The organism is Megasphaera jansseni (genome assembly GCF_047974155.1).
Taxonomy (GTDB): Bacteria; Bacillota; Negativicutes; order Veillonellales; family Megasphaeraceae; genus Megasphaera.
The window spans coordinates 1-13,634 of record NZ_JBHYRR010000008.1; the positions used below are offsets into that span (position 1 = coordinate 1).

At 53.5% G+C, this 13,634-nt stretch carries 14 protein-coding genes; 11 read left to right on the forward strand and 3 right to left on the reverse strand.

Going from position 1 to position 13,634, the window contains the following annotated elements:
• The 5 genes from ACE418_RS04385 to ACE418_RS04405 form a co-directional block, all read left to right on the forward strand.
• The coding region (locus ACE418_RS04385; RefSeq protein WP_416449470.1) for an IS200/IS605 family accessory protein TnpB-related protein at positions 1 to 474 on the forward strand (474 nt) is incomplete at its 5' end.
• 81 nt (positions 475 to 555) lie between these two features.
• Positions 556 to 801, forward strand: coding sequence for an HpcH/HpaI aldolase family protein (locus ACE418_RS04390; protein ID WP_416449471.1), 246 nt, complete (start codon positions 556 to 558; stop codon positions 799 to 801).
• A gap of 238 nt (positions 802 to 1,039) precedes the next feature.
• Positions 1,040 to 1,690, forward strand: a complete 651-nt coding sequence (locus ACE418_RS04395; protein WP_416449472.1) for a TerC family protein — start codon at positions 1,040 to 1,042, stop codon at positions 1,688 to 1,690.
• A gap of 293 nt (positions 1,691 to 1,983) precedes the next feature.
• A complete protein-coding gene (gene bcmE, locus ACE418_RS04400) occupies positions 1,984 to 3,162 on the forward strand; it encodes a thiamine pyridinylase (protein ID WP_416449473.1) in 1,179 nt (392 codons plus the stop codon).
• Positions 3,163 to 3,177: 15 nt separating this feature from the next.
• Positions 3,178 to 4,473 (forward strand): L-cysteine desulfidase family protein, encoded by a 1,296-nt coding sequence (locus tag ACE418_RS04405; protein WP_416449474.1) that lies wholly within the window; start codon positions 3,178 to 3,180, stop codon positions 4,471 to 4,473.
• Here the strand turns inward: ACE418_RS04405 and ACE418_RS04410 are convergent.
• Positions 4,470 to 5,075, reverse strand: coding sequence for a LysE/ArgO family amino acid transporter (locus ACE418_RS04410; protein WP_416449475.1), 606 nt, complete (start codon positions 5,073 to 5,075; stop codon positions 4,470 to 4,472). The two genes, ACE418_RS04405 and ACE418_RS04410, sit on opposite strands and share 4 nt — an antisense overlap.
• Positions 5,076 to 5,202: 127 nt before the next feature.
• On the opposite strand from ACE418_RS04410, the gene pdxR reads away from it, so the two are divergent.
• Positions 5,203 to 6,675: a MocR-like pyridoxine biosynthesis transcription factor PdxR gene (gene pdxR / locus ACE418_RS04415; RefSeq protein ID WP_416449560.1), complete on the forward strand. Its 1,473-nt coding sequence runs from the start codon at positions 5,203 to 5,205 to the stop codon at positions 6,673 to 6,675.
• On the opposite strand, the gene ACE418_RS04420 is transcribed toward pdxR, so the two are convergent.
• Positions 6,647 to 7,828 carry an MBL fold metallo-hydrolase gene (locus tag ACE418_RS04420; RefSeq protein WP_416449476.1) on the reverse strand — a complete coding sequence of 394 codons (1,182 nt, stop codon included), beginning with the start codon at positions 7,826 to 7,828 and terminating at the stop codon, positions 6,647 to 6,649. The two genes, pdxR and ACE418_RS04420, sit on opposite strands and share 29 nt — an antisense overlap.
• Positions 7,829 to 7,951: 123 nt before the next feature.
• Entirely contained in the window at positions 7,952 to 8,815 is an 864-nt protein-coding gene (locus ACE418_RS04425; protein WP_416449477.1) for a DMT family transporter, read from the reverse strand.
• Between the two features lie 135 nt (positions 8,816 to 8,950).
• Here ACE418_RS04425 and ACE418_RS04430 point away from each other — a divergent pair, with 135 nt between their 5' ends.
• From ACE418_RS04430 to ACE418_RS04450, 5 genes are all read left to right on the forward strand, one after another.
• A complete protein-coding gene (locus tag ACE418_RS04430; protein WP_416449478.1) occupies positions 8,951 to 9,883 on the forward strand; it encodes a LysR family transcriptional regulator in 933 nt (310 codons plus the stop codon).
• Between the two features lie 19 nt (positions 9,884 to 9,902).
• Positions 9,903 to 11,012, forward strand: a complete 1,110-nt coding sequence (locus ACE418_RS04435; protein ID WP_416449479.1) for an NADH:flavin oxidoreductase — start codon at positions 9,903 to 9,905, stop codon at positions 11,010 to 11,012.
• A gap of 1 nt (position 11,013) precedes the next feature.
• Positions 11,014 to 11,559 carry a phosphodiesterase gene (gene yfcE, locus ACE418_RS04440; RefSeq protein WP_416449480.1) on the forward strand — a complete coding sequence of 182 codons (546 nt, stop codon included), beginning with the start codon at positions 11,014 to 11,016 and terminating at the stop codon, positions 11,557 to 11,559.
• A gap of 633 nt (positions 11,560 to 12,192) precedes the next feature.
• Positions 12,193 to 12,543: a cupin domain-containing protein gene (locus ACE418_RS04445; protein ID WP_416449481.1), complete on the forward strand. Its 351-nt coding sequence runs from the start codon at positions 12,193 to 12,195 to the stop codon at positions 12,541 to 12,543.
• Between the two features lie 18 nt (positions 12,544 to 12,561).
• Complete coding sequence (locus tag ACE418_RS04450; RefSeq protein ID WP_416449482.1) at positions 12,562 to 13,485, forward strand: carbon-nitrogen hydrolase family protein; 924 nt, start codon at positions 12,562 to 12,564, stop codon at positions 13,483 to 13,485.
• Positions 13,486 to 13,634 lie beyond the last annotated feature (149 nt).

Sequence of the window (13,634 nt, forward strand, 5' to 3'; positions counted from 1 at the left end):
CAGATGCAGGACATCCTTCGCAAGACAGCCCGCTATATCCTCGATTTTTGCATTGACCATCAGATAGGGACCCTTGTCTGCGGCTATAACCGGGATTTCAAACGAGAACTGAAGCTGGGTAAAGTGACGAATCAGCATTTCACTCAAATCAATTTGAGCTATCTTCGCAGCACCTTGAAACACCTGTGTGAACGCTACGGGATAACCTATCTGGAACAAGAAGAATCGTATACCTCCCAGGCCAGCTGCCTGGATTTGGACGACATTCCCGTATACCAGCCGGATGCTCCCTATACAGGAACGTTCAGCGGAAAACGAGTCCGGCGCGGCTTGTACCGTTTCGCCAACGGCAGGACGGCCAATGCCGATATCAACGGCGCCGCCAATATACTCCGCAAAAGTAAGCAGAACTTCGATTTCGAGGAACTGTGTAAGGGGCTTTTGGACAGCCCTTTGAGAATAAGGCTATCCTGATTTCAGGAGGAAACTTAAACAGCAACCTTCTCAAGAATCTCCCGCTTCTATAAGCGGGAGAGGTTCAACGGTCCCTTTGATTTGTCGACTTCCCTGGGCCTGCCGGGACAGTTCACCCATCCCGATTTCCTGGCTGCGGAAGCCCGTATCCTGAAAGCCTGCCAGCAGGCGCAGAAGCCGTGTTATATTTTTACGACGAAGACGCAGGAAGCCGCAGCCTGCTTAAAGGAAGGATATGCCGGCGTAGCTCATGAGCTCGATTTCGATATCCTCATACAGGCTTACCGCCAGGTCGTCACCGATATTCGTTCTTGTGAAGGAAAATGAGGTTGACAAGGCAGATGCGGCCTGTTATACTAAACCTACAATTGAATCGCGAAGGGGAGTAACCTTCTCGTTGGTTGTCATCAACATCGTGCCGTCATCGACCGGCTGGTGGCAACGTTGCTATTGCAATAGGTGAGACTTTCGCATGATACCAGTTTTACTGATACCATGCGGAAGTCTCTTTTGTTTTTTAGAGAAAGAGGGAGATATTATGGAAATCTTGTCGATGCCATTTTTTATGGCTTTAGGTTCTATCATTTTACTGGACATCCTCCTCGGCGGCGACAATGCCGTCGTTATCGCCATGGCGGCCAATAAGCTGCCGGCCAATCTGCGCCGGAAAGCCATCCTCATCGGGACCGGCGGGGCTGTCGTCATCCGCCTGCTCATGACCTTCCTGGCCGTTTGGCTGCTGACCATTCCTTTTTTACAGGCTTTAGGCGGACTTATCCTGCTGCCCATTGCCGTGAAATTGCTGATTCCGGAAGACCACGAGGAGATCGTGACGGCTTCGGACAGCCTCATGGGAGCCGTTAAGACCATCATCATTGCCGACGCGGCAATGGGCGTCGATAACGTCCTGGCCATTGCCGGTGCTTCACAGGGCAGCTTCCTCCTCGTCGCCTGCGGCTTCCTCATCAGTATCCCCATTATCGTCGGCGGCAGTACAGTCATCGGCAAGCTCATGGACCGCTTCCCGGTCATTCTCTATGCCGGAGCCGGCCTGCTGGGCTGGACGGCCGGTTCCATGATTGGTCACGATAAAATCTTAGGGACGATGGTGCAGCAGTTAGCCGGTTCCTGGGCCCCGATGACGCTTCAAGCCCTGCTGGCAGCCGGCGTCATCGCCACTGGTCTGTGGATGAGCCGGAAACGGGCTGTGCAGTAATAAAAAGGCACTGTCGTATGAAGACAGTGCCTTTTTGAGTGTTCAGTTTGCAGTTTGTAGTTTTTAGTTTTTAGTGAATACTTTTTCGTTCCTGTTTAGCCTTGGATGAGTCGATAGCCCATCGTTTCCTTTCACTATAGCATAGAATGTCTGAAATAGAAAATACGCACTTTACAAGCTCTGTGTTGCAAACTATAAAGTAAAAGTGACTACGCATAATAACATATGCTACAATGTAAATTAGCTGGCAGGGTTTTGCCTGACGGCTAATTTATTTTGAAGGGGATAAGGATATGAGACACCGATTATTTCGTATCGTTCTAATTGTAGCCTTTTCTATGATGACTTTGGTGACCGGGATGGCCAGTGAACCAGGACAGGAAACGAACAAAAAGGTACTGACCGTAGGATTGTTTAAGTATGTTCCCGATATCAAGGCCTTTGAAACGGCTTTGACAGCACAATGGCAAGCTATCGAACCCGATGTAGCACTGCAGTTCGTGGATTGGGACTGCTATTTTGAAGAACCGAAAAGTGATGTTTTTGTATTCGATGCGCTGTATGCGCCGCAATATATCGAACAGGGGCTGTTGTATCCACTAGGGAAAACGATTCCGGAATCCTCGGCATATCCGGCATGGACCTTAGAACAGGCGTCGGCACAGGAAACGTATTATGGTATCCCCCAGATGGTCTGCATGGATACTTTGTTTTACCGTAAGGACGATGCGGCGTTGTCCCGCGTTGAGACGATGCAGCAGCTCTATGATGCCGTTGGAGCACGTAAGACCCAGGCGTTACTGCCTGGACGGGATGAAGGCGTCATTGCCGATTTCAGTTTGAATAATGAAATGAAGTATTACACGATTCTCCAGGACCATACGGGAAAAGTTGTCCCGGCAGCGGCCATGGGCACGGTTCAAGCCGATGCCATGCATTATCTGAAAGAACTATACGCTATGACAGGGACACAAACCGGGCGCTACGATGATGGCAATGAATTTACGCGGGCTGAATGGTTTGCCCGGGGCCATGGCCGGGCGTTATATGCCTATCCGGAAGCGATGAGTGCCATCGTCCGCTTAGGACAGGGAGACCATACAGACGTCAAGGCCATTTCCAGCTGTGAACATCCGGACGTGGCGACGGCCTATGTCGATTATGTCAGCATTTCTTCCCGGATTCCTGCGAAGAAGGTGGAACCGGCTAAAAAATTAGTGGCCTTATTGACGTCCAAGCCTTTCATGCTGGCCGCCCTGAAACCGGCTTCGCAAGAGGGCGTACCGCAGTATCTCTTGGCGGCCCGTCAGGATGTCATGCAGGAACTGGCCGCATCGGATCCGAATTATCGGAAATTATACCGTCATCTATATCGAGCCAAATCGTGGCATGTCATGACGGGGACGAAGGACTTCGCAGCTTGGGAAGCCAGCGTCGGACCGGATATCGAAAAAGGGTTGAACAATCAGTAAAGGGAGGGTAAGCATATGCTTACAGCAGAGGAAATCATAACTTTATTACGGCAGGACGTCGTACCGGCGTTAGGTTGTACCGAGCCGGTTTGTGTGGCGTTATGTGCCGCACAGGCAGCTTTGGATTTATCGGAACCCGTGCAGTCCATAACAGTCCAGGTCAACGCCGGGATTTACAAAAACGGAAAATCAGCCGGGATTCCACATTGTCCCCATGTCGGCCTGCCCTATGCAGCGGCGTTGGGAGCCGTCCTCAAAAATCCGGAAGCCGGACTGGAACTATTAAATGCCGTTAGCGAAGAAACGGTCAAACAGGCAGAAAATCTGGTCGATCAGGGCCGTGTTTCGGTCAGCCTGGCAGAAGGGGAAACACGGTTGTATGTCAAGTGTGTCATCCATACGGCCGGCGGTGATGGCCTGTGCATCATCCAAGATGCCCATACCCGCATCGTCTATTGGGAAACGAAAGGGCGGGTTCGCCTGCAGCAGCCGGAGGCGGTTCTAGCCGGTGGAAATGACCGTTCTATCGAAGCCCTGCAGCAGATGAGCTTGGCGGAAATCCGGGCTGCCGTCGATGCCCTTCCGGCAGCGGATATCGCCTTTTTACAAGAGGGAATCACCATGAATGAAACCTTGGCAGCTTATTCCCAAACCCATCCAGCCGGCGTGGGCTTAGCTGCGGCTTTGCGGCAGGAAACCGGGACTTCCCGGCTTTCCGACGATTTGCTGAACCGGATTCTCCTGAAGGTGACGGCAGCCGCTGAAAGCCGCCTCGATGGCTGTCCCCTTCCGACCATGAGCAGTTCCGGCGCAGGGACGAAGGGGCTCGTCGTCATTTTGCCGATTGCTGAAATGGCCCGGGCGGTCGACGCCTCTCCGGAACGAACCTTACGGGCTTTGGCCTTGGGCCATCTCATCAACCGCTATATCAATGCCTATGTGGGAAAATTATCGCCCATGTGTTCCTGCGTCATGGCTTCATCGACGGCGGCAGCGGCTGCCATGACCTATCTCTTGGGGGGAACGGATGAACAAATCGGCTTTGCTGTCCGCAATATGACGGGGACCGTTACCGGCATGATTTGCGATGGCGGGAAAATCGGCTGCGCCTTAAAAGTTGCAACGGGTTCAGCCGCCGCTGTCCTCAGTGCCTTGACGGCCATCCACGATGCGCCGCTGCGCGTGACCGACGGTATCTGTGCGGAGACGCCTGAAGCCTGTATCCGCCATATGGCCCGTATCGGCAAGCAGGGCATGGCCCATACCGACGCAGCTATCCTCCATATCATGGAGGATTCGTCCCAGGCCTAATATAGCTTGAGAAAGGCATAGCCTAAGTGAAGGCCATACAGCAGGAGCACGGTGCCGCAGAGAACGTTGATGGCGCGCAGGATGCGGGGCGTCATGGCGTGACGGAAGGCGGCGACGCAGCCTGTGAGCGAGAGGAACCAGAGGCCCGATGCCATGAGGACGCCCGTCAGGAAGGTCATGGCTTCGGCAGCGGGCAGGGTGATGCGGAAGGCACCGAGAAGCATCGTACCGTCCAGGATGGCCTGAGGATTCATCCAAGTGACGATGCAGGCCTTGGAAACGGTCTGGCCCAGGGAGGCCGGCTGGTCTTGGAGCGCCAGCGTGTCCGGGGCCTGGCGGATCATGCCATAGGCCATGTAAAGGATGAGCAGCGTGCCCGCGCCCAGGATGACCGCTTTGAGCCAGGGGAGATGTTCCAGCAGGGTGCCAATGCCGTAAAAGCAGCTCAGTGACAGGCTGATATCGAAGAATAAGACGATAAGGGCCGTCCCAATGGCGCGGCGCAGGGAATGGGATAAGGCCGAATGGATGACGAAGAGATTCTGCATGCCAATGGGGGCGACATAAGCCAGCCCCATGGTCAGACCTTGAAAAAAGAACATAAAAAAGCCTCCTTTTCCAACCAAAGCAGGTTGGGTCGTGTGGTATAATCACAGTATAACAGAGCTATGCAGGATTCCAACCCGCCAAAGCGACATGAATTATACCAACCAAAAAGGAGACGATGTGATGAAGCGGCATATTCCCGTGCAGATCGAATGGCATCCAGACCCGGCGCAGCCCGTGCCCGTATATCGGCAGATCCTCGAATGGATGTATGGAAAAATGGAAAGCGGTGAGTGGCCGGCCGGGACGCGCCTGCCGTCTCAGCGCGATATGGCCCGGCATTTCCAAGTGAACCGGAGTACCCTGAATCAGGCATTAAAGCCGCTATTGGAAGCGGGCATACTCCAGGGCCGGGGAAGCCAGGGTACGGTCGTAGCCAGTACGGCCTGGTCCCTGCGGTTGCCGGTCCAGCCGGATTGGAACCGCTACATGACGGCTGGCTATTTCCGGGCCAATCAGGATGTTGTCCAAGCCATCAATACCTTAGAGTTCGACGAACGCCTGGTCCGTCTCGGTACGGGCGAACTGGATCCCCGGCTGTTTCCGCGGGATGCTTTCCGCCAGACCCTGCGGGAAGTCGCCGATACCATCAGGTCCCTGGGCTATGTCGAGCCCCTGGGGATGCCCGCCCTGCGTCAGGCCCTGGCAGACTATGCCCGGAAGCGGGGGCTGACGGTAGCGCCGTCGTCCATCCTGATTACGTCTGGCGCCCTGCAGGGACTCCAGCTCATATCGGCTGGCCTTCTCCGCGGCGGGGCGACGGTCTACATCGAAGATCCGACGTATGTCAAATCGCTCCAGGTCTTCCAGTCTGCTCATCTCCGACTCTGCGGCCTGCCCATGGATGACCAGGGCCTGTCCCTGGAAGCCCTGGAAAAACACTTACGCCAGTCTTCGGATAGAGGCAACAGCGTCCTCTATACCATTCCGACGAACCATAATCCAACAGGCCGGACCCTAAGCCGTCGGCGCCGCATCCAGCTCCTGGAATTATGCAACCGCTATGACCTGCCCATCATTGAAGACGGGGCTTATGAAGAACTGACCTTTGAGGGAGCGCCGCCGCCGTCCCTGAAAAGCCTGGATCCTGGCGGCCGGGTCCTCTATCTGGGGAGTGTTTCAAAATCCCTGGCGCCAGGACTGCGCATTGGCTGGATGATTGCGCCGGAACCGGTCGTGCAGCGGTTAGGCGATGTCAAGATGCAGATCGACTATGGCGCCAGCTCCCTGTCCCAACAGGTATTGGCCCGGTTCCTGACCAGTGGCCGTTATGCCCAATATCTGGATGGACTGCGGCGCGAATTACAGCGGCGTTGTCAGGCGGCTTGCCAGGTGCTGTCTGAAGTCTTTGCGGACATGGCTGATTGGCAGGTACCGCAGGGCGGCTTCTATATCTGGCTTACATTCCGCCGCCGATTATCGATGGAACTGCTCTTTCGCAAAGCTGTATCTGCTGGCGTCCTCATCAATCCCGGCGATATCTATTCCGGCTGCCATACCCGGTCCCTGCGCCTGTCCTATGCCTATACGACGCCCGAAGAATTCCGCCGGGCTGTCAGGCGACTGGCTACGGTTGTCCGTTCGCTGGAAGGATGAAGGACACCGTAAATCCATCATACGTATACGAAGCGCGCTGCCCCTGAGGGATGATTTCGGGAGCATTTTTCGTTTCATCTCCAGGACGGACGCGTCCCCGTTCGTAGACGGTATGGCCCGCTTCGTCTGTCAGTGTTTGCTGTGGCCGTTTTTGGTCCGAAGAAGCGTCTACGGTGTATTTCATGGCTGGCGAGATGCCATACATGGCCGCATTATAATAGGCGTCAAAGACGGAACCTTCCTTTTTGCCGGGACCGCCATAGAGGACGTCGAACTGGCTGCGGACACGATTCAAGTGTTCCATGTTTTCCGCAAAATCGGCTAAAGAGATATTGAGGACGACTTTGGATGGGAAGAGAAATTCATCGCCGGTAAAGAGAATCCGCCGCGAAGCATCGAGGATGGCCAGGCCGCCTAGGGCATGGTTCGGGTGAGGAATGGTCAGGATTTCCAGTTCCCGGTTGCCCAGGTTCAGCTTATAGCCGTCTGTGACGGTGATGACTGGGTAATTGCGCGGGAAAGAAACGCCCTGGAAGCTGTCATAAGGTACCGTCGCATAAGGGACACTGACGGCTGTCATGAAGGCGGCATCGAAGTAAGCGTCATTGGCCGTATGATCGAAGTGATAGTGCGTATTGATGACATATTTTACGGGCTTTTTCGTCAAGGTCTGGGCATAGTCGCGGATGTTGCCGGCACCATAGCCGCAGTCAATCATGACGGCAATCTTATCGCCTTCCAGGAGATAGCAGTAATCGCCGTCGGAGCGGATTTTCCAGGTCCCGGGTGCAATTTTCTCGGACTCATAATGGGCTTCATCCATGGGCGAATAAGAGCCGTCGCTGTTCTTGATGAGGACGTCGTGTTTGGCAGAAAAATCGATGTTCTGGACAGGCGTCCAATAAGAGGATGTATCGATTTGGGTGACTCCGTCGACGATGTCATTATCCATCCCCGGAGAAATGCGGGCTTTATCGTACCATTCCTGAGCTAATTGAGGATTTTTTTCGACACCATCACCTTGGGCGTAGGCGTTGCCTATGGCCATCTGCGCCGCTGCGGCAATCCGCGGTTCTTGGGCAGCGGCCAGGCTGCCGGCTGTCAACGCGGCACATAAGCAGGTCAGAGTGAATTTTCGTTTCCAATGATTCATAGGATGCACTTCCTTGTCTTATGATAAATATTGAATTTCAGTGTCATTGTATCACAGGATGAGAAAGGGCATAAGAAAACTGGATCAGTTGTTAACAAACTGTTATGAAAAGCCATTTCTGTGTCAGGCCGCTCTTCGGGCAGCTAGCAGGACACTAGTTAAAACCAGGGCGGCGCCCAGCCAGCCCTGGAGGGAAAGCCATTCCTGGAGGAACAGGAAGGCAAAGAGCGCGGAAAAGACGGGTTCCAGTGAAAAAATCAGGCCCGTATGAGTCGGCGTCGTGTGGGCCTGGGCTACGGGCTGGAGCACGAAGCCGAAGGCACTGCACAGGACGGCTAGTCCCAATACGGAAACCCATTGCAGTCCCGTTGCCGGAAAGGCCGGCGTTTCAAAGCATAAGCTGGCTAAGAGCCCATAGCCGGCGGCAAAGGCGAGCTGCCAGATTCCCAGCAGCAGGGCATTGGTCAGCCGGATTTCCCGATCTGTTTCCAAAATTTGCAACGCGTAACAGACGGCGCTGGCGATGCAGAGCAGGGCACCTGTATTCCAGGACAGCTGTTCCTGGAGGGTGAGCATCGCAATCCCTGTCAGGGTAAGGAAGCAGCAGCCCATGATGGTCCTGGAAGGACGCTGCTGTTGCAGCAGGGCTTGCAAGAGGGGGACGAAGACTACCGTCGTACTGACCAGAAAGCCTGCCGTAGAGGCATTCGTCGTTTCCATTCCTTGCAGCAGGCAGGCAAAGACGGCAAATAACAATAAGCCCAATAAGGCGCTCCCTTTTAAGAGACGCTTCGTGGTCTGGCGGAGCCGGCTATGGCATAAACCGGCGACGAGGACAAAGGCGATGCCAAAGCGCAGAAAAATCAGGAAGAAAGGGGGGACGCCAGTCAGGCTGATTTTCATCCACAAATACGAACTGCCCCAGATCATCGCCAGGACGGCCAAGAGCCAGTCGGCCCGCCGCTGTGTTAAAACAATAGATTTCATGATAAAGTCTCCTTTTTAATGGTTTTATCTTGTTATTTCCTTTGAGATTCATTATAGTAGAAATAAACCATGAGAAAAGAGACTGTTTTTCATGGAAAACAGTACTATCTTGCATGATAAGAAGGAGGCGGGGCCATGGATACGGGTCACAAACGGTATGAAATTTTTTTAAAAGTCGCAGAAACAAGGAATATCACTCATGCGGCTGAAATCCTTCACTATACACAGTCCGGCGTGAGTCATGCTATTGCTGCCTTAGAAAAGGAAACGGGATTTCCTGTATTCCGCCGCAGCCGTCATGGCGTGGTCCTGACGCCGGGTGGGCAGAGATTGGTCCGGCCCATCCGCCAGCTGGTCAATCAGAAACAGGATTTGGCTCAGGTAATTGCAGATATCAACCATGTCGTAAGCGGTACGCTTCGTATTGGCACTTTTACTAGTGTATCGGTCGAATGGCTTCCCGGCTTGATTCAGCAGTTCCGGCAGCGTTATCGGAATGTCGATTTTGAACTTTGTGCCGGCGATTATGACGAAATCCGGGAAGGTATCCTCGATGGCCGGCTGGATTGTGGGTTCCTTACCGAAGCCGTTGTAGGGAAACTGGCTTATGTCCCCTTATATCAGGATGAAATGAAAGTCCTCATGAATCCGCAGCACCCATTGGCCCGGCGGGCGGCCATATCCCTGGAGGATTTACTGTCAGAAGACTTCATTGTACCGCTGGCAGGTTCGGATGATGACCTATGGCGGGCTGTCCGGCCATATGGAAACCAAATCCATGTCCGCTATCGGCTGAATGATGATTTTTCCGTCATGGCCTTGGTAGCCGGGGGATTCGGTATCAGCCTGATGCCGGATTTATTGCTTCACCACCTGAACTTTGACTTGGTCAGCCGGTCCCTGACTCCGCCTGTTTATCGGATATTGGGAATAGCTTCGTTACCAGGCCGGCAGCCGGCCCCGGTGACTCGGACTTTCCTGCAGGCCTTGCCGGAGATGCTGGCCAGGTTGCCGCAGAATCCGCTTGCAGTTCCTTCTGAAAGTCCGTATACTAAAAAGCAAAGATAAGGAAAGAGGGGGATTCTCTATGAAATTACTAGAACATGCCGTCATCGCCGGGATGCCCGTGCGCAACCGCATCCTCCGCAGTGCGACGTGGGAAGCCCTGGCTGATGCCAAGGGTTATATGTCAGAGAAACAGTACCGGATTTATGACCAGCTGGCCAAGAACGAAGTCGGCCTGATTTGTACGGGATATGCCCGTGTCGATGGGGAAGACCGGCCCAATGCTGGTATGATGGGCATTTACGACGACGCTTTCATCCCGCAATATCAGGAGCTGACCCGGCGCGTCCATGCCTATGGGGCGAAAATCATGATGCAGATTGCCTATGGCGGGACTAAGACGACTTTTGAACGGGAAGGTCGGACCATTTTTGCTCCGTCTGCCGTGCCGGAACGGAAGACCGGGACCGTCGGTGTCGCCATGAGCCCGGCGGACATCCAGCACCTCATCGGGGAATATGCCCAGGCGGCTAAGCGCGTTCGCGACAGCGGCTTCGATGCTGTCGAAATCCACGGTGGCCATTCGTACCTGCTCAACCAGTTCCTCAGCCCTTATTATAACCGGCGCAGCGATGCTTATGGCGGTTCGCCGGCGAATCGTTACCGTATCGTCGGCGATATCATCGCTGCCATCCGTCAGACCGTGGGCACCCATTTTCCGATTTGGATCAAGATTACCTGTTCCGATTTCTTTGAAGGCGGCCTGACCTTTGCCGAATCGCTGGATATCTGTCGGCGCTTGCAGCAATCGGGCATTGCCGCTATCGAAGTGAGTGGCAATATCCACGGCAAGGCCCAGCAGGAAATCGGCCTGGAATGGGATGGTCATGTCATCCGCGACGGCGGCTATTTCCTTGACTATGCCAGGGATATTGCCGAAGCCGTCAGCGTGCCCGTCTATGTAACGGGGGGCTTCAAGGATCCCCGGCAGATGGAAGCGGCCCTGAAGACCTCGAAGTTGGCCGGTATCGGCATGAGCCGGCCCTTATTATCGGAACCGGATTTGGTCCGCCGCTGGGCTCAAGGAGATCTGCGGCCGGCCCGCTGTGTCCACTGCTCGAAATGCCGGACGCCGGAAGGCAACTACTGTACTGTCTTTGCTGCCATCGATGCCAAGAAAGGGGCGAAATAAATTGAAATTCTTCATTGCTTCAGATATTCACGGTTCGGCTTATTACTGCCGCCGTATGCTTGACGCCTGGAAGCGGGAGAGCGCAGACCGCCTGGTCCTGCTCGGCGATATCCTCTATCACGGGCCGCGCAACGACCTGCCAAAGGACTACGCGCCGAAAGAAGTCTTTGCTATGCTCAACGAAGTCAAGGACTCTATCTTTTGTGTTCGCGGCAATTGTGATGCCGACGTCGACCAGATGGTACTAGAATTTCCTATCATGGCGACGTATGCCATCCTGACCCAGGGCAGCCGTCTCGTCTATGCGACCCACGGCGACCGCTATAACTTAGAATCCCTGCCGCCCATGCGGCCCGGGGACATCCTGCTCCACGGCCATACTCATGTCCCGGTCTGGCAGCCCTTCGGCCAGGATAACTATTACTTGAATCCCGGTTCGACGTCCCTGCCTAAAGATAACAGTCCGCACAGCTATCTGCTCTGGGATGGACATACCTTTACTTGGAAAGACATGGACGGCCAGATATTTCACCAGCTGGTCTTATAGAATCTGGGAAACAGCTGGCTTGAAAGTCTCACTATCTTCCAGATACCGGGATTTGGGATGACATCATAACAACAGACGTAAGGCCAGATAAGGACTGCAATCATCCGGTCTTGATGGGCGGCGTATCGCGCCGCCTTTTTTTATAACCATAGGTGGCTGACCATGGCATGAGCAACGGCCATAGATATATATAAATAAGCGTGTGACACGAAAAAGTATATTTTATCGGAAGCGGGTATTTTAACACTATACACACTCCCACTCACCCTATCCACACACACCACAAATCACTTTTTTCATCCAAAGGGAACCCCAGTCCCTGCATACTTCAAGGTTACGCCGCGGTCCTTTTCATAAGTACCATCCGGGACTCCATCTGCATGATAAAGCTTTTATACGTAACGGAAGTTCATTGACAGTAACCGATACACAGGCTGCCTTTGTGATATAAAAAAGATAACAAAAGCAGTCCGAAGACGGCACTGTCGTTATCCTTATAGTCCGTAACCGAGGGATAGAATCTGTATAGCCTATTTCTGGAAACGCCAATGGAGGGGGATAAGAAACGATTGGAAAATCGTCGCTAATTGCGCTATAATACAGCTACATACTAAAAAGAGGGGGAAATGATTTATGAGTTTTATTCGTCATATGGAAGAACCGAAGAAATTGCCGGCTTTTAAAGGCGGCGAAGGGTATCTGAAATTGAGCCCTATTTTACAGGGGGAAGATGAAATGTATGGAAAAGGGCGTGTCTTTGCCCGAACCATCCTGGATCCCGGCTGTGCCGTAGGCTATCACCAGCATCAGGGCGATTCGGAAACCTTTTTCATCTTGAAAGGCTATGGCGATTATAACCATGACGGCCAGCACGTTCAGGTTGGACCGGGGGATATCGCTTACTGCGGCGATGGGGAATGGCACGGCATGAAAAATAATACCGATAAACCGTTGGAATTCATCGCCTTGATTTTGTATAAATAACGAATAAAGAGGTATTCTATGCGAAATTTAGAAAAGAAACTGCGGGCTGCCATCGTACAGGCTTCTCCCGTATTGTTCGATAAACAGGCGACACTGCATAAAGTAGCTTCTCAAATCGAAGAAGCTGGCCGGCATGGAGCGCAGCTCATCGTCTTTCCCGAGTCGCTGGTTCCGTGTTATCCTTATGGGCTGACTTTTGGCTTTACCGTCGGCAGCCGGTCAGAAGCCGAACGGGCAGACTGGAAGCGCTATTATGAACAAGCCGTCGTCGTCAGCCAGGATTTGCAGGACATCGCAGCAGCGGCCAAAGCGGCCGGAGCCTATGTCAGCCTGGGAATTACGGAACGGGATGAAACGACGTATTCCCTGTATTGCAGCAACGTCATTTTTGCTCCCGATGGCACCTTGGCGGCACACCATCGGAAAATCAAACCGACTGGGGCTGAACGCTATATATGGGCTGATTCCCATGACCCATCGACGTATTTCCCCATCGTCCAAACGCCGTGGGGCCCGATGGGCTCGCTCATCTGCTGGGAAAATTATATGCCTCTGGCCCGGACGGCGCTCTATCAGAAAGGCGTCAGCCTCTATTTGGCACCGAATACCAATGATAACCCGGAATGGCAGGATACCATCAAGCACATCGCCATCGAAGGGCGCTGCTATGTCTTCAACGTCGACCAGTATTTCACCAAAGATATGTATCCGGCGGATCTGGCTGAAAGCGGAGCCGTCGCAACATTAAATGATACTACCTGCCGCGGCGGCAGCTGCATCATCGATCCCTGCGGCCATTACGTCACGGAACCCGTCTGGGACCGGGAAGCCATCATCTACGCTGACTTGGATATAGACCAGGTCGTCCTGCGCCACATGGAATTCGACGCCGCCGGCCACTACACCCGCCCAGACATCCTGGAACTCATCGTACATGAGTAGGGAGGGGGGCACACGAAGGTTTCTGCCATTATGTGATGCCCCGTTTACTTTATAGTTTGTAGCACAGAGTTTGTAGTTTGCAAAGAAAAGCTTTAAATTTAAACCCATCTGCTAACCACTAACAACTAGCCACTAACAACTTGAAAGGA

Bases quoted from the DNA above. Each gene is read 5' to 3' on its own strand.
- ACE418_RS04395 (WP_416449472.1), top strand. From the start codon at position 1,040: ATGGCTTTAGGTTCTATCATTTTACTGGACATCCTCCTCGGCGGCGAC.
- bcmE (WP_416449473.1), top strand. From the start codon at position 1,984: ATGAGACACCGATTATTTCGTATCGTTCTAATTGTAGCCTTTTCTATG.
- ACE418_RS04405 (WP_416449474.1), top strand. From the start codon at position 3,178: ATGCTTACAGCAGAGGAAATCATAACTTTATTACGGCAGGACGTCGTA.
- ACE418_RS04410 (WP_416449475.1), bottom strand. From the start codon at position 5,075: ATGTTCTTTTTTCAAGGTCTGACCATGGGGCTGGCTTATGTCGCCCCC.
- pdxR (WP_416449560.1), top strand. From the start codon at position 5,203: ATGAAGCGGCATATTCCCGTGCAGATCGAATGGCATCCAGACCCGGCG.
- ACE418_RS04420 (WP_416449476.1), bottom strand. From the start codon at position 7,828: ATGAATCATTGGAAACGAAAATTCACTCTGACCTGCTTATGTGCCGCG.
- ACE418_RS04425 (WP_416449477.1), bottom strand. From the start codon at position 8,815: ATGAAATCTATTGTTTTAACACAGCGGCGGGCCGACTGGCTCTTGGCC.
- ACE418_RS04430 (WP_416449478.1), top strand. From the start codon at position 8,951: ATGGATACGGGTCACAAACGGTATGAAATTTTTTTAAAAGTCGCAGAA.
- ACE418_RS04435 (WP_416449479.1), top strand. From the start codon at position 9,903: ATGAAATTACTAGAACATGCCGTCATCGCCGGGATGCCCGTGCGCAAC.
- ACE418_RS04445 (WP_416449481.1), top strand. From the start codon at position 12,193: ATGAGTTTTATTCGTCATATGGAAGAACCGAAGAAATTGCCGGCTTTT.
- ACE418_RS04450 (WP_416449482.1), top strand. From the start codon at position 12,562: ATGCGAAATTTAGAAAAGAAACTGCGGGCTGCCATCGTACAGGCTTCT.